Annotated in this window: 15 protein-coding genes and 2 pseudogenes; 15 read left to right on the top strand and 2 right to left on the bottom strand. The window is 38.8% G+C overall.

Going from position 1 to position 16598, the window contains the following annotated elements:
• The first annotated feature begins 2 nt into the window (after positions 1–2).
• The 11 genes and pseudogenes from ACSAJE_RS04650 (at position 3) to ACSAJE_RS04600 (ending at position 9703) form a co-directional block, all read left to right on the top strand.
• Positions 3–650 (top strand): potassium channel family protein, encoded by a 648-nt coding sequence (locus ACSAJE_RS04650; protein WP_022024836.1) that lies wholly within the window; start codon positions 3–5, stop codon positions 648–650.
• 37 nt (positions 651–687) lie between these two features.
• Entirely contained in the window at positions 688–1029 is a 342-nt protein-coding gene (locus ACSAJE_RS04645) for a hypothetical protein (RefSeq protein WP_022024837.1), read from the top strand.
• Positions 1013–2986 carry a DUF4118 domain-containing protein gene (locus ACSAJE_RS04640; protein WP_458009800.1) on the top strand — a complete coding sequence of 658 codons (1974 nt, stop codon included), beginning with the start codon at positions 1013–1015 and terminating at the stop codon, positions 2984–2986. Before ACSAJE_RS04645 ends, ACSAJE_RS04640 begins: the two co-directional genes overlap by 17 nt.
• Positions 2979–3704 carry a response regulator gene (locus ACSAJE_RS04635; protein WP_458009799.1) on the top strand — a complete coding sequence of 242 codons (726 nt, stop codon included), beginning with the start codon at positions 2979–2981 and terminating at the stop codon, positions 3702–3704. The genes ACSAJE_RS04640 and ACSAJE_RS04635 overlap by 8 nt, the downstream gene beginning before the upstream one ends.
• A 651-nt stretch (positions 3705–4355) precedes the next feature.
• Entirely contained in the window at positions 4356–5723 is a 1368-nt protein-coding gene (locus ACSAJE_RS04630; RefSeq protein WP_458009798.1) for an MATE family efflux transporter, read from the top strand.
• 13 nt (positions 5724–5736) lie between these two features.
• A pseudogene (locus tag ACSAJE_RS04625) lies at positions 5737–5844 on the top strand (cytidylate kinase family protein); the annotation flags it as partial.
• Between the two features lie 454 nt (positions 5845–6298).
• The gene (locus ACSAJE_RS04620; protein ID WP_182448367.1) at positions 6299–7804 is read left to right on the top strand and encodes an RNA-binding domain-containing protein; all 1506 of its coding nucleotides are present in this window, start codon (positions 6299–6301) and stop codon (positions 7802–7804) included.
• A gap of 305 nt (positions 7805–8109) precedes the next feature.
• The gene (locus ACSAJE_RS04615; RefSeq protein WP_118691546.1) at positions 8110–8541 is read left to right on the top strand and encodes a flavodoxin family protein; all 432 of its coding nucleotides are present in this window, start codon (positions 8110–8112) and stop codon (positions 8539–8541) included.
• A gap of 119 nt (positions 8542–8660) precedes the next feature.
• A complete protein-coding gene (locus ACSAJE_RS04610; RefSeq protein WP_182448366.1) occupies positions 8661–8807 on the top strand; it encodes a hypothetical protein in 147 nt (48 codons plus the stop codon).
• A 49-nt stretch (positions 8808–8856) separates the two neighbouring features.
• A complete protein-coding gene (locus tag ACSAJE_RS04605) occupies positions 8857–9249 on the top strand; it encodes a Fur family transcriptional regulator (protein ID WP_118691545.1) in 393 nt (130 codons plus the stop codon).
• A 55-nt stretch (positions 9250–9304) separates the two neighbouring features.
• Positions 9305–9703, top strand: a complete 399-nt coding sequence (locus ACSAJE_RS04600) for a bacteriohemerythrin (RefSeq protein ID WP_118691544.1) — start codon at positions 9305–9307, stop codon at positions 9701–9703.
• A gap of 87 nt (positions 9704–9790) precedes the next feature.
• Here the strand turns inward: ACSAJE_RS04600 and ACSAJE_RS04595 are convergent.
• Positions 9791–10048 (bottom strand): annotated as a pseudogene (locus ACSAJE_RS04595) (IS4 family transposase); the annotation flags it as partial.
• 210 nt (positions 10049–10258) lie between these two features.
• Here ACSAJE_RS04595 and ACSAJE_RS04590 point away from each other — a divergent pair.
• From ACSAJE_RS04590 to ACSAJE_RS04580, 3 genes are all read left to right on the top strand, one after another.
• The gene (locus tag ACSAJE_RS04590) at positions 10259–11977 is read left to right on the top strand and encodes a HAMP domain-containing methyl-accepting chemotaxis protein (protein ID WP_458009797.1); all 1719 of its coding nucleotides are present in this window, start codon (positions 10259–10261) and stop codon (positions 11975–11977) included.
• Between the two features lie 46 nt (positions 11978–12023).
• Entirely contained in the window at positions 12024–13715 is a 1692-nt protein-coding gene (locus tag ACSAJE_RS04585; protein WP_458009796.1) for an EAL domain-containing protein, read from the top strand.
• A 126-nt stretch (positions 13716–13841) separates the two neighbouring features.
• Positions 13842–14924, top strand: coding sequence for a GGDEF domain-containing protein (locus tag ACSAJE_RS04580; protein ID WP_458009795.1), 1083 nt, complete (start codon positions 13842–13844; stop codon positions 14922–14924).
• Between the two features lie 530 nt (positions 14925–15454).
• Here the strand turns inward: ACSAJE_RS04580 and ACSAJE_RS04575 are convergent.
• The gene (locus ACSAJE_RS04575; protein WP_458009794.1) at positions 15455–15997 is read right to left on the bottom strand and encodes a hypothetical protein; all 543 of its coding nucleotides are present in this window, start codon (positions 15995–15997) and stop codon (positions 15455–15457) included.
• Between the two features lie 391 nt (positions 15998–16388).
• Between ACSAJE_RS04575 and ACSAJE_RS04570 the strand changes: the two genes are divergently transcribed.
• Complete coding sequence (locus ACSAJE_RS04570) at positions 16389–16595, top strand: excisionase (RefSeq protein WP_118507424.1); 207 nt, start codon at positions 16389–16391, stop codon at positions 16593–16595.
• Positions 16596–16598 lie beyond the last annotated feature (3 nt).

Raw genomic sequence — 16598 nt, 5'->3', positions numbered from 1 at the left:
TTATGAAGAATGTATTGCTTGTTGGACTTGGAAGATTTGGAAAGCATATTGCTATGCAGTTAAGCCAGCTGGGACATGAAATTATGGCGGTTGACTGGAATGAAGAAAGGGTGGGCGAGGTACTGCCGTTTGTGACCAATGCACAAATCGGTGACAGCACTAATGCGGAATTTTTGAGCTCTCTTGGGATTGGAAACTATGATATTTGTTTTGTGGCCATTGGGGGAAGCTTCCAAAATTCCCTTGAAACAACGTCACTTCTTAAAGAATTGGGAGCAAAACTGGTAATCTCCAGGGCTGAACGTGATGTTCAGGAAAAATTTCTTTTACGTAATGGTGCCGATAAAGTGGTTTATCCCGAAAAACAGGTTGCAAAATGGGCCTCTATCCGTTACACAGATGACCATGTCCTTGACTATATGGAGGTAGATGCGTCCAATGCGATCTTTGAGGTAGAAGTGCCAGAAGGATGGGCTGGAAAGACAGTGGGTGAGCTGGATGTCAGGAAACGTTATAACATTAATATCCTGGCAGTAAAGGATGAAGGGGAATTTAGTATTGCAATTTCCCCGGATACGTATTTAGCAGAGAATAATAAATTACTGGTGTTAGGAGAATACAGGGCACTTCAGAAATGCTTCCGTATATAATTAAGTTGCCGGATAGACTGGTAAAGAGGTGATGGTAATGGTACAGGGAATGCTGGCGGTTGTTGTGTTTTGTATGTTTGGTTTTTGCTTTTATATTGCCAATAAAATAGATCAGTTTTTTGATGCCATCCAGGAAACGGTCAAAGACAAACCGGAAAGAAAGCAGACAGGATTAAAGATACTGTTTTTGGACACTCTTTCAGATAATGACTTACTAAAAGAGGTTCACGAGTGTAAAAGGCAATATAAAGAAGCGAAAATTATCATTTTTGATGGACAGGCTGAAGAGGCAGAAAAGATTTTGACTATAACGCAGTCGAATGATATAATTTCCAAAACGTTAGAAAAAGGGGATTGGAAGGATGAATCAGAAAATTGAAGATGATATTCAAAAGGCAGATGACCATATTCTTGTTTGTCTGTCCGCAGCACCCTCGAATCTAAAAATAATAGATACAGCAGCAAAGATGGTAAATGCACTGCAGGCGCGTTTTACGGCTCTGTATGTGCAGACTGGTACAAAAGCAGAAGCCATGGATAAAGAAAAGCTGGGAGAACATATCCGGTATGCGGAAACACTTGGGGCAGAAATAGTAATGACCCATGGGGAAAATGTGCCCGTGCAGATTGCAGAATATGCCAGACTTTCCGGTGTTACAATAATTGTTATAGGACAAAGCAATGCCAGACGAAATCACTTTTTCAGCAAATCAACTTTGACGGAAAAGCTAATTGAAATTATACCGGACATTGATATTCATATAGTTCAGGATGCGGTGAAAAATAGAACCTATTCGAAACGATCATTTACAGAACTTGCGGAAAAACCATCTGTAAAGGACTATGTCTTAACAGCTTTTATATTTGTAGTATGTACTTTAATCGGTCTATTATTTCAAAAGCTGGATTTCACGGATACAAATATTGTAACTATATACATTTTTGGGGTTTTGATTACTTCAATCGTGACAGATGGATATTTTTGCAGCATAGCCGGGTCTTTTTTAAGCGTATTTTTATTTTGTTTTTTTCTTACAGAGCCGAGAATGTCTTTTCAGACGTATGCGGTGGGATATCCGGTAACATTTCTTATCATGCTTATTTCGTCTGTGCTTACAGGAACACTTGCGGCAAAGCTGAAAACACATGCAAAACTGTCCGCGCAGCTTGCCTTTCGTACACAGATTCTGTTTGACACAGATCGTCTGCTGCAAAGGGAAAAAGGAGAAACGGAGATTCTTGGAGTTACCTGTACACAGTTGATTCGCTTATTAAACCGCAATATTACAGCGTATATTGTGAAAAATGGAACTTTATCAGAGGGGAAACTTTTCTCTGGGGAAAAAGAAAATTCGGATGATTTTTTGACGCAAGAAGAGCAGGATGTAGCCAGATGGACCTACGAAAACAGACAGCGTGCCGGTGTATCTACACATCATTTTCCCCAGGCCAAATGTTTATATCTGGCAATTCGAAGTGGGAATAATGTTTATGGCGTAATTGGGATACCGATGCAAAAAGAAACACTGGATTCTTATGAATACAGTATTCTGCTTTCTGTGATAAATGGATGTGCACTTGCTATGGAGAACGCACAAAACGCTATGGAAAAAGAGAAAAATGCGATTTTAGCCAAAAATGAGCAGCTCCGTGCAGATCTTCTCCGGGCAATCTCTCATGATCTTCGGACCCCGCTCTGTTCCATTTCCGGCAATGCAGATATGCTCCTTGGCAACAGCGAACGCTTGGACGAAGCTACTAGGCATCAGATTTACACCGACATCTATGATGATTCCGAATGGCTGATCGGAGTTGTGGAGAATCTTCTTTCCATTACCAGGTTGAATGATGGAAGATTGAAATTTAAATTTACGGATCAGCTTTTGGATGAAGTGATTGCGGAGTCACTTCGGCATATTAGCCGGAAACATGATGATTATAAAATTATGACAGACTGTGAAGAACTTGTTCTTGTACGTATGGATGTACAGCTTATTATACAGGTTCTGGTAAATTTAATTGATAATGCAATAAAATATACGCCGCCAGGTTCCGTAATCTGCATTCGGGGAATTAAAACAGAGGGGAAAGCACAGATAAGTGTAGAAGATAATGGACCTGGAATTCCGGAAGAAATGAAGTCACATATTTTTGAGATGTTTTATACAGGAAAAACAACAGTTGCAGATAGTCATCGGAGTCTGGGACTTGGTTTGGCGCTTTGCCATTCTATCATAGAAGCACATAACGGAACTCTGATCCTTACGGATCATGCTCCCCATGGGTGCAATTTTATTTTTACATTACCATTAAGTGAGGTGACATTAAATGAATAAAGCATTAATACTTGTGGTTGAGGATGACAGGCCCATACGTAACCTGATCATTACTACATTAAAAACACATGATTATAAATATCTGGCAGCAGAAAACGGATCTTCAGCTATTCTGGAAGCTTCGTCTCATAATCCGGATATTGTTCTTCTGGATCTGGGTCTCCCGGATATAGAAGGAGTAGAGGTAATAAAGAAAATTCGGACATGGTCGAATATGCCGATTATTGTGATCAGTGCCAGAAGTGAGGATACGGATAAAATAGAAGCATTGGATGCAGGGGCTGATGATTACATTACAAAACCATTTTCAGTAGAGGAATTACTTGCACGCATCCGTGTCACTCAAAGGAGGCTTGCTATAACACAGACAGGGGATCAGCTGGAAACCTCTATTTTTGAAAATGGGGAATTAAAGATAGATTATACTGCCGGCTGCACATATCTGAAGGGAGAAGAACTACATTTGACGCCTATAGAGTATAAGCTGCTCTGCCTTTTATCTCGCAATGTGGGCAGGGTACTGACACATACCTATATTACCCAGCGGATTTGGGGACGATGTTTGGAAAATGATGTCGCTTCTCTTAGGGTTTTTATGGCAACATTGCGGAAAAAACTAGAACCTGAGAAAAACGGGGAAAAATATATCCAGACGCATATTGGTATTGGATATCGTATGCTTAGAATTGAGAAAACAGAGCATGAGACAAACAGCTAAGAAGTAGTTTCTTGTTCGAGTATATGCTCAAATTTTTACTTCTATTAGTTGCGTGGCACAATATCTGAGATGATGTTGTCATATCCGGTATGAGGATTAAGTCATATGCTTTTGGTTTGAGCAGAAATGTTCAAGCAAACTGCCAGTGGTTATTCAGAGGGAAGCGTTTTCGCTTCCCTTTTTTTGGGGGTGCGCCTAGCGGAGAACGTTTCTAATGGGAGAAAGTCCCTGATCCACCCTGGTAGTGGGAAAAATTCTTCCGGTAAGACTTCCAAAAGTTTATGAATGAGAATGCTGCAGGTAATGATTTTATCAAAGCACACAAGTTCCGTTTTATTGCACTGGCTTTGCACATAGAGAATGGATGCAGGTTGAATATATAATGTTTTTTATTTCGTGCCTATTATAATGTATAAAAGAGAAAAAATGCAAGAAAATTTTTGTTTGACTTTTTCGAAAAAGAAAAATATAATACTGGTAAACGAGTAGCAGACTAGCGTAAATCCAGTTTTACTACTCTTTTTTTGTGCACCTGCTGTCGCACATTATGAAAATATATCATGCAGTTAAAAGTGTGTAGCTTATCAGCGTAAGTCCAGCTTATGAGGTAAGTATACACTTTTTTTTATGCAGAAAAGGAGGATTATTAAGATGGCAGAAAGTAACAAGATGAGAGAGATGCCGGTAAATAAGCTCATGGTTCAGATGGGAATACCGATGATCTTATCTATGGCATTGCAGGCGGTTTACAACATTGTAGACAGTGCCTTTGTTGGAAACATGATGTCAGGAAGTGAGGCGGCACTTAATGCACTTACACTGGTGTTTCCAGTTCAGATGCTCATGGTAGCAGTTGGAATCGGAACAGGTGTGGGAATAAATGCACTTCTTGCAAGAACACTTGGACAGGAAAATGGTAAAAAAGCAGCAAAAGTTGCGGGAAACAGTTTGTTTCTTGGAGTGATTATTTATGTGGTGTGCCTGTTGTTTGGGATTTTTGGAGTAAGGGCATATATTTCATCACAGACAATTGACCCTGAAGTTGCATCAATGGGAACAGACTACTTAAGAATATGCTGCGTAATTTCATTTGGAATTATTTTCTTTTCATTATTTGAAAAACTCTTACAGGCAACAGGACGTTCACTATATTCTACAATCGGTCAGGTTGTGGGTGCAGTGGTGAATATTGTTCTTGATCCGATTTTGATTTATGGTATTGGACCGGTTCCTGAAATGGGAGTGAAGGGAGCTGCATATGCAACTGTTATTGGACAGGTTGCGTCTGCAATAGTATTGTTTGTATTTCATATGAAACTGAATAAGGAATTTGAACATGATGTAAAGTATATGAAACCGGATAGCAGAATAATCAAGGAAATATATGCAATTGGACTTCCTGCAATTATTGCACAGGCACTTATGTCTATCATGGTATATGTGATGAATCTGATTTTGAAATTCAGCCCTTCCGCACAGACTGCATATGGATTGTTCTATAAAGTACAGCAGTTTGTATTATTCCTTGCCTTTGGGCTTAGAGATGCAATCACTCCGATTATTGCATTTGCTTATGGAATGAGAAGTAAAAAGAGAATTCGGGATGGGATTAGGTATGGACTGATCTATACAGTTGTATTAATGATTCTTGGAATTGCAATTACTGAAATTTTTCCTGGAGCTTTTGCAACTTTGTTCAATGCAGGACAGTCAAGGGAATATTTTATCGGAGCAATGAGGATAATCTCAATAAGCTTTCTGTTTGCTGGAATAAATGTTGCTTATCAGGGAATTTATCAGGCACTGGATGGCGGCGTTGAATCTTTGGTTATCTCTCTTCTGAGACAGCTTATTATTATCCTGCCATTGGCTGGAATTTTTTCTGCGTTTGTCAGAAATGGTCAGATGGGAGTTTCGCTTATCTGGTGGGCATTTCCAATAACTGAGGTTATTTCATGTCTGGTAGGATATGTATTTTTAAAGAGAATTAGAAAGAATAAAGTAGATGCTTTGAATTAAGGAGGAACCGTAAATGGAAAAAAGGATTATTACAATCAGCAGGGAATTTGGAAGCGGTGGTCGATTTATCGGTGAAGAAGTGGCAAAGAAACTTGGCATAAATATCAAATACAAGAAGATAAAAAAGAAAATTTAAGAGGGCAGAAGTTTTCTGCATATCAAGTTGCTAAAATTGCATGGTTGTATGAAGATTGGAAGTCTTAGTCCATTATTGATAAATGATAATTTTGTTAACCTGTCATTGTTTGTGGATGTATATGCTTAAAAATATTTGATAAAAGCACTTATATTATATGGGGTAGACATTTCAATTCTCTTTTCTGCGAGAGCAAGAACGGTTAACTTATTCGTTTTTCTCTCTGACAGAAACAAGCGTTCATAGAGAGAAGTGGAACTCTGCCGTTTTAATTCGCATATAAAACTGAATTAAACCAATAGTTTAATGACAGATAACGATTGTAAGCATAAAATTAAATACAAATTAGAGGTGCTAACAGCTTATATATTGAGAATTGAATGTTGATGGTTTGCGTAGTATAATTTATATACAATTTCAAAGAGGGGAGGTTTTGCGATTGAAAGAAAATGTATTAGAGGGATTAAACTTAAAAGAAGATCATGAGCGAGAATGTAAGCTGGCAACCGGCGGACTCCCTGAGAGCATATGGGAGACTTACTCTTCTTTTGCTAATACAAATGGTGGCACGATTCTGCTTGGAATTAAGGAACACAGGGATTCTTTTACAGTTGAAGGACTGAACGACAAGCAGATTGTTAAATATCAGAAGGATTTTTGGAGTACATTGAATGACAGAAATAAGGTGTCAAAGAACATTTTACTGAATCATCATGTCAGACCAGTGACAGTAGGAGAAAAGAGAATATTAAGAATTGATGTTCCAGCGGCAGACAGGCATGATAAGCCGGTATACATTGGGACAGATCCGATGAAAGGTACTTATAAAAGAGATTATGAAGGTGACTTTCTTTGTACCGAAGAGGCAGTCCGGGCAATGTTCGCAGATCAGAGAGATATATCTGGAGATGTGGAAGTGTTGGAAGAGTTCGGGTTAGACGTGTTGAATCAGGATACGATAAAAGGTTATAGAATTATTTTTGAACAGCTTCACAGTGGACATCCTTGGAATGCTTTGGAAAATAACGAGTTCCTTATGAAATTAAGGGCAGCAGCAAAGAATAAAAATGGTACATTATCTCCAACGATAGCAGGACTATTGTTCTTTGGAGAGGCTTATCATATTACTGAAGTTTTTCCAAATTATTTTCTGGATTATCGTGAGGAATGCGAGGATAAAGCAGTGCGCTGGTTATTCCGGACGCATTCTAACGAAGGTGATTGGAGCGGTAATATATATGACTTTTTCTGCAAGGTGCGTACCAGAATGGACGATGATGTAGCAGTTCCATTTGCAAATAGACGAAATGGATACCGTGTAGATAGAGTGGATGTGCATGATGCATTGGAAGAAGCATTGGCAAATGCCCTGGCACATTCCAATTATTATGGAAGAAGAGGCGTAGTTATTGTTAAGAAAGGAAAAGAGATAACGATTTCAAATCCGGGAACCATACGAATTACAAAAGAGGAATTTTATGCAGGTGGTAATAGTGATCCACGAAATCCGAATATCTTAAAGATGTTTGGTTTTGTAAATGTCGGTGAGCGTGCCGGAAGTGGCGTTGATAAGATTATGACTGCATGGGAAGAGCAAAAATGGAAAAAGCCGGAATTTGATTTTTCAGAGCGTGCAGATCGTGTTAGTCTGAAATTAGAGGTTGGTCAGGTTGTGTATATTCCGGGGGTGGCAGATTTGCGAAATGAAGAGCAAACTGTGGGATATAAGAAGCCGCTTCAGGATGAAAAAGAAGAGGCTATTCTGCAATATATTTCCCAATATGGTAGCATAAATACAGGGAAGGCTGCAGAGGTGTGTGGATATAAGTCAAGAACTTCCGCTAGAAAGGTGATTGATGAGCTGGTTGAAAAGGGTTATATCCAGAAAGAAGGAAAAGGAGCAAGTATCCGATATAGTATCTGTGATGAAAAAAGTGGTCAATAAGTGTTCAGTTACTGGTCATTTTATAAGTGAGTGGTCAAAAAAGTGATCAGTTACTGGTCAATATCGAACACTTTTGGCAGATTATAGGATACAAATCTCCGATAAGTATCCATTACTGACCAGCTACCGGATACTAATTATCATACTGATTGAATAAGAGTAATTTGTGCAGACCGTCTGCATAAATTCATGTAGAAGGTGAAAAGATGGACTTACAAAACATACAGGAACAATTAAATACCGAATTTGCAAAGGCGGATGTTCGCATCATTTTCTAGAAAGACTGCAGGAAGGATGAGTAAGTAATGAAAATAGCAATCATATTTGCATCAGTACATCATGGCAATACACGAAAGGTCGTGGAGCAAATTGCCCAGAATAATGATGTAGATCTTATTGATGCAACACAGGAAAAAGAGAAAGATCTATCGGAATATGATCGGATAGGCTTTGCTTCGGGCATTTATTATGGAAAATTTCATCAATCCGTGTTGAATTTTGCATCTGTGAATTTGCCGGAATATAAGGAGGTTTTCCTGATCTGCACGCATGGTGGAAGTGCTGCATATCAGTCCATTGAAACAATTATAAAAGATAAACATTGTAATGTTATAGGGAAGTTCTCCTGTAAGGGATATGATACGTTCGGACCTTTTAAGTTGGTTGGTGGGATTGCCAAGGGACATCCGAATGAGAAGGACCTGACGGCAGCGATGGAGTTTTATCAGTCTTTATGACATAATAGAATGGGGTGATCTTTGGAACCTTTGCTGTTTCTTTCGCTAGACAAAAAACTGTGTAGTTATTTCGTTCATTCAATCTCCGGGAGTTTCGAGAACAGAAAAGGGTAACAAATATGCAGGTGGTTGATGTGTTGGAAGTTAGTATTCCAATATGGGACAAAGCGATGTTAGCACAGATCGTAATGTTAGTAATGGTTGTATTTTTGCTGCGAAAATTATCTGATAATAGGAATAATTATTATTTTCTTGACATCGACTGAAAAGTAATATATAATCCCTGTTAAGAATAGATCCTAATAAGGGGGCCGAATAATTATTAGAAGAAATACCATTCAAAAAGATTTAGTAAGAAACGCTGTGTATGAGATGAAAAGGCATGTTACAGCAAATGAAGTGTATGAATTTGTACAAGAAGAATATCCTACAATTGGAAAAGGGACTGTATATAGAAACCTTGATATATTGGTAGAAGAAGGTGCTTTAAGAAAGGTTGAAGTTCCGGATGGACCGAACCGGTTCGATTTCACATTAAAAAATCATTACCATGTCAGGTGTGTAAAGTGTGGTGAGGTTTCAGATGTGGATATGGATGAAATACCGAATTTACTGGAAAGAATTCATGACACGCATGGAATCGTATATTTGGATTATGATATTTCATTTAAAGGCATTTGTCCCAAATGTAGGAAGGGATACCAATAAGTTTAAAACATTTGAAAAGAGCGAAGTAGAGAATTACTAAGAGGAGGATTAAGTTATGTATGAAATGAAACCAGAATATTATATCGGAATAGATATGATTGACGAGGAACATAAGCAATTGTTTTTGTATGCAGATGAAGCATATGAACTACTCCATGACGAGTACACACCAGATAAATATGATAGAATTGACATAATATTAGAGAAACTTCGTGATTATACGGTAAAGCATTTTGCTGACGAAGAACAGTATATGGAATCTATCAATTATAAGAAATTATTTACACAAAAAACCCAGCATCAGGAATTTATATATAAGATTGATGAATTTATGGAACATCACAATGATGAGGTAGAAGATCAGGATGAACAGATTATGGGTATTTTAACATATCTTACAGAGTGGCTAGTAAACCACATTCTGTATGTTGATGGTCAAATTCCCAAAGGCTGATATAGCAAGAAAAGATTGTCGCTTTATAAAAAAGCGGCAACTTTTTACTTTTCTTACAATGAAATAGAATTTATTATGAGAAGAGAAATATCTATTGATGAGAGCAATCTCTTTAAGACTTTTATAAAGAGGGATGGGAGATTTTTTCAACATTCCGATTACATCTAAATCCATTCGTTTGACAGCATGAAGGGTGCTTGGAGATGAAAACCAGCTGTCAAAAAGAACATATTTTGCCGGAATTGCAGCTTTTTTAGCAGTTCCCAGAAGTGCAAGCATGGCATGGGTTCCCTTTTCTATAGACAGCTTTCTGCGCCTGTAACCAACGGTTCTTTTGTCTACCTCAGCCAATAGAATAAAAATCAGCATTGTGAAAAGTGTTTATCCAGGAGACAGAATTTAGATTAATTTTCACCAGTTTCTAGCAATAGAACCACTAATATTTAGTAGAAGATAAGTTAACACTTTGTTAATAGATTTTTCCAATAAAGTATGCTATATTATAACCGTTTGTGGATAATCAAATGTGAATTTACAAAGGAAAGGAAAACTATCATGGAAAAGCTCAAAAAGCGTATAGCTAACTTAAAGGTTGCAGGAAAATTAAAACTATATCGAATAACAGTGCTTGTTATGACATTATTTTTAATGTTGGTGGCACTGATCTCGACATTAGTGATCCGTTCAAATATAGAGAAGATCACGGAGGTCTGGTCTCCGTCATTGGAATATCTGCAGGATTTAGAGACAATGACTGCGCAATACAGAATCAAACAGTATCAGCATCTGGTAGAATCAGATACAGCAATCATGAACTCCTGCGAAGCAGAAATTCAGAAGCTGGAGAGTCAGATCCAGGATACCAGTGCGAATCTGGATGCGATCATCGCTGCAGACAGTGATGCTCAAAAAGGACAAGCTGATTATGAAGCAGCAAGCAAAGGATGGAAAAAATACAGGGCTGCTTCGGATGAAATTTTGCAGTTAAGCCGTGAGGGTAAACAGCAGGAAGCAGCAAAGCTGATGATCGGAGAGATGTATGAAGAATATAAAGCTTTTACTGAAAAATTAACTATATTACGTGACGAGTTCCAGGTAGAATTAGACCGGGCAAAGACCGTGGCTAATGTATGCACTGTAATCATATTTATTGTGATCGTGGCAGCGGGTCTTGCGATAGCTGTAGTGACGACAATGATCGGAGGGATCATTACCAATTCCATTACCGAGCCGGTAGAACAGATAGATGCAGCAGTTGCCAGCCTGCGTAAGGGCGAACTGTCTAATGTAGAAATGCTTACCTATGAGTCTGAGGATGAGCTTGGCGATACCATCAGGAATCTGAAAGAAGCCATGGGTATTCTGGCAGATTATGTCAGCGAGATCTCTGTGGAGGTAAAGGCAATAGCGCAGGGTGACCTGACCAGAAATGGTGATGATATTACAGATTTCCTAGGCGATTTCTCGGAATTGAAGGCATCACTGCTGTATATTCTGAAACGGTTTAACAGTACCCTGACCGAGATCAGCAATCTGGCAGAACAGGTATCATCGAATGCATTAGAGGTGGAAAATGCATCAAAATCCCTGGCGGACGGTGCAACAGAGCAGGCAGCAGTCATTGAGGAATTGAATGCCACCATTGATACAGTCGTGGATCTGGCGGAAGATACAGCGAAGGAAACACAGAGCGCATCTGCACGTGTAAAAGCCTCTGCAAATAAAGCGAACGAAGAAAAAGAAAAAATGAATGATCTGCTCACGGAAATGAAGCACATCACAGAAATCTCCAAGGAGATCGGTAATATTATCACAGATATCGAGGATATTGCATCCCAGACCAATCTGTTATCCCTGAATGCTTCCATTGAAGCTGCCAGAGCAGGAGAAGCAGGAAAAGGCTTTGCGGTGGTTGCGGATCAGATCGGTAAGCTGGCAGCGGATAGTGCGAAGTCGGTTGTGAATACGAGAGATCTGATCGATAAGACCTTAGTGGAAATCGAAAAGGGCAATACGATTACAAGAACAACAGCAGACGCATTCAATCAGATCATTGCAGATATGGAGTCCTTTGCAGAGCTTGCAGAGAACACCATGGAGAAAGCCAACTCCCAGGCAGAGTCCTTGGAGCAGATCGGTCAGGGAATTGAACAGCTATCCGGCGTAGTACAGGGCAATGCTGCATCCTCCGAAGAGAATACTGCGATCAGTATTAATCTGGCAGAGGGAGCAGCCAAGATGCATGACCGTGTGAATATCTTTAAGCTATTCTAGAAAATGACAGGAATAGAGTGAAGTAGTCAGAAGGAAGGTTTTTGTTATGATTAATGATATATTTCAATTATTTGGAGAGCGGACAGATGATATTTTATTTGAGATCATTACAGAATGTATGGACGATTATCTGTATATATTTGATCTGCAGAATAATATCTTTGAGATTTCACAGTCAGCTGTGAAACGATTCAATATACCGAGTAATATCTTGACAGATATGTTTAATGAAGTTATGAAGGTAGTATATGAAGGAGACCGTGAGATGCTTGCAAAGCATCTTGCGGATATATGTGAAGGAAGAGAAAAGGTACATAATCTTCATTATAGATGGCTTGATAAAGAAGGTATGCCGGTCTGGATCAACTGCCGTGGTATCGTTATCGATGATCAGCAGGGAAATGCGGAATATCTGGTCGGGTGTCTGAATGAGACCGGCAACAAGAGAAGGGCTGATAATATCACCGGACTGCTTGGTGGTCCGGAATTCCTTACTTACTTGCGTTCGCAAAAGGAACCCATTTCAAAGGGCTTTTTTATGCATGTAGGAATTGATGATTTCGGAGCAATCAATAGCTCCAGGGGAGCTGATTATGGTAATTATATCCTGAAAAGTGTAGCCGGCTGTATGAAGGAATGCCTTTCAGACAAGCAGAGAATTTATCATCTGGTAGCGGATCAGTATGTGATTGTGGATCTGGAAGCTTCTTCCGCAGAAGACGCTGTGGCACTGAAAGAAAAGATTACAGATAAACTTCATAATTTCATAGTAGCCGAAAAGTATGAAGCTATATTTTCTATTTCTATTGGTGTTATAGATGCAGCAACATTTTGTGAGGGAACCGAAGAATGCCGCAAAAAGTTTGAATTTGCCTTGAAACAGGCAAAAAGCATGGGTAAAAATGGATTCTATATTTTTGACCAGGATGACTATGAGGTCTTTTTACGAAAAGGAAGAATCGTAGCAACACTTCGTAATGCTATTGTGAACCATTATGATGGCTTTGAAGTATACTACCAGCCGATCGTGGACTGTCAGTCCGAACAGATCATTGGAGCAGAGGCACTGATGCGTTTTTCCATGATAACGGAAGAAGGGCGGGAGTTTGTTTCACCGATGGAGTTTATCCCATTATTGGAAGAGACCGGATTGATCATTCCCGCTGGAAGATATATTTTGAACGAAGCTGCAGCAATGTGCTGTGAAATGCAGAAATATATTCCTGACTTCCGGATGAATGTAAATGTATCCTATGTTCAGATCCTGCAAGGCAATGTGGAGCGGAATATTCTGGATACAATTCAAAAATATTCATTACAGCCGGAATGCTTATGTGTTGAAATGACAGAAAGCGGATTTATGGATATGACACCTTCGTTCTGTAAATTCCGTAAAACTCTGGACAAGAACGGGATTCCCTTTGTGATCGATGATTTTGGAACAGGATATTCGAATCTTCATTGTATTCGTGATATGAATCCAAGTTACGTGAAAATGGATAGGGATTTCACTGCCAAGGCGATGAACAATGACAGGGATTATGAATTATATAAAAATATCATCCCCATGGTACATAGTATTAACGTCAGGATATGCGCAGAAGGCATCGAGGAAAAAGAATGGCTTCTGAAAATGAAAGAAATGAAGGTTGATTATCTGCAGGGATATTATTTTGGAAGACCATGTGGAAAGAAACAGTTTCTGCAGCAATATGCCAGTGGCATCAACGTTAAATAAAGAGAGTAACGAAGACAGAGGGACACTTTTTATGACAAAAGGAACGTTCCTATAAAGACATTCTCCCTTTTCTGCGTTATAATAATGTGTAATTTGTATATTTACAGATAGAAAAGGGAGGAGTTTATGTTTCATTATTTTTTACAGTTGAATTTTGCGACGATCTTAATATCCTTATTTATGTTGATTTTCGTCAATGTAAATCCTGTATTTCAGAGAAAGGTAATTCGGTTGTTTTCCATTGCGATAAGCTCAGTACTGTGTCTGGTTATCGTTGACAGTATAGAATACTGGTGTGCGACACTTCCGTATCCGACAATGTTGCGTGTGGCAGTATCTATTATTGGGTATGCGCTTAGACCAACCAATATATGCTTTGTGATCCTTCTTTCCTGTGGTAACAGAGTGTCGCAAAAGTTTAAGAAATTTATTGTGCTTCCGGGAATTCTGAATATGTTGATCGCTTCCACTGCGTTATTTTCAGGTATTTGTTTTTCATACTCGGATAAGAATGAATTTGTGCGGGGGCCACTTGGATATTCGGCATTTGCTGCCTCCGGTTTTTATTTAATTCTGTTGGTTATCCTGACTAATAAGTTATATAAGATGGAGCATACATACGAATCGCTGATCGCAATTTTCATTGCGGTAACGAACACGATAGCTGCCATTCTGGAGGCTTTTTTCCATTATGACGGACTCATCAATACCACGGGAGCTGTGGGTATTGCATTTTATTATATGTATTTGACGACACAGCAGTTCAAGCGAGATCCACTTACGCGTGCGCTCAACCGTCGGTATTTTTATCTGGATGCGGATCGTTTGATAAAGAGCAAATGTCTGACAGCGGTAATTTCCATTGATTTAAATGATCTGAAGAGATTCAATGACGAGAATGGCCATGCGGCCGGGGATACGGCTTTGTGTACGATTGTAGCGTGCATTCAAAATATACTGCCGAGGGGATGCCACCTGTATCGAACCGGTGGTGATGAGTTTATGATCTTATGTTCACGGGTTTCAAAAGATGATGTCCCTGCTCTGATCGATCATATGCGGAGGGAGCTTTCTAAGACTCTTTATTGCTGCGCCATTGGTTTTGCCACGCCGGATGCAGACGAGGATTTTGAACATATATGTTCTATTGCAGATGCAGCCATGTATGCAAATAAAAAACAATTAAAAGGCGAAGATACGATTCGCTAGTAATTAAAGCAACAGAAGATAACTATCCACTTGAGGAAGATAAAAGTTTATAGAATAAACAAGGTTTATATGATAAAATAGGTTTGTTACCGCCTCCTAGATTGGTACGGAAGGGAGGTGAACTGCGTGGAATATATCATTTCTCTTATTGTCACTGTTACGGCTGGTGTAATTTGCCATTACATCATCAAATGGTTGGACGGTGACAAATAGTCGGTAGCCAGCCTGTGGAATTAAGCCTTTCCACACCAAAAAATAGGAATAGAAAACCCCGGTGCTGGAACACCGGGGGTTTTTGTTTTGAAGTCGAACTGCATGGACTTCTCATTTCTCTTTGCCTATTGGCATTATAGCATATGCAAAATTCAAATACAATATACAAAAATTAGATATTGGTCAATTTTTCTGAATTTCCCCTATACTATTCTAATTATTCTATTCTTATCTATACTTAATCTATACTATACTAATCTAATCTACTTATGTGACCTAAAAGTAACCATTTGACAACCAATCTGTAACCAAAGATTCTAATTATGTATTTTGACGTATTTCATTTTTATTGTAAATACAGTATCTTTAGTGCCAGTAAGTGCGCTAGTCATTACCTCCGGCTTTTCTATAGTCCCATATACAGTGATTATATCATTGGAAGGCAATTTAGGCGTTTTAGCTGCACGCTCGTCAAATATTACATACTCATTATCTGCATATATATCATATCCACTATAGGAATAGCATCTCAAAAATCCCTGCGTGAACAAACCATCTTCGGAAATTTGGTTTATTTGGCATTTGGGTTTGATTTTTTTGCCAACGTATTTGTTTGGATTGCGCATTACCTTTTTGTAGTTATATGTTTTACATGCATTTATGAATTTTGCCTTTTTTGCTTTAGCAGCTTTCTTCTCCTTAGCCTTAATCTGCTTCGGTGATAATGTTGGCTTAACCTTCGCTGCCTTTTTAGGCTTTGCCTTTTGCTTAGATTTTGCCTCTTGCTTGGGCTTTGAATTTGTCTTGCTTTTTTGTGAGTCTTTTTTGACTGCTGGTGTGTTAGTAACTTTGTTGGACACGGATGTACTATTTGTATTTTTAGTATCAGAATCTTTATCCGAATTACCGCATTGATATAGTAATGCACATACTAAGAAAAATATTATAATAGACCATAGGCATCCATGTTTCTTTTTCTTTGGGACATTATTGATATTTTGAACCCCGGTACTCTGAAATCCATTATTAGTTGGTTGAACCGGTGGAGTTTGTTGGATTTCCTCCGGATATTCACAACGAATCCAAAGAGGCAGTTCATTTTTGGAATTGTCTGTGTGATGATGTGAGGAATTTGAATAATAAATACAGGACGCATCAATTACAACCGTTTTTTAGGGAATTGTGCCTTGACCTGATCGGTGAGGTGCGGCGCAGAAGCAAAGCAATAACAAAGGAAAGGGGATGACGGAAATGGCAAGAGGAAGATTAGATGTGCCGATATGGGAAAAGATGAATTTGACGATAGAGGAGGCCGCCGCATATAGCAATATAGGAATTAACAAAATAGATGAGATGGCAAAGGCTCCAAACTGTTCGTTTGTATTGTATATAGGGAGAAAGAAGCTTATTAAAAGAAAAGAGTTTGAACAATATATAGCGAAATCTGTTGAAATTTGAAAA

The organism is Jutongia sp. SJQ-6 (assembly GCF_054161275.1).
The sequence above is the reverse complement of the archived record's forward strand: the minus strand, read 5'-3'. Positions and strand labels throughout refer to the sequence as shown.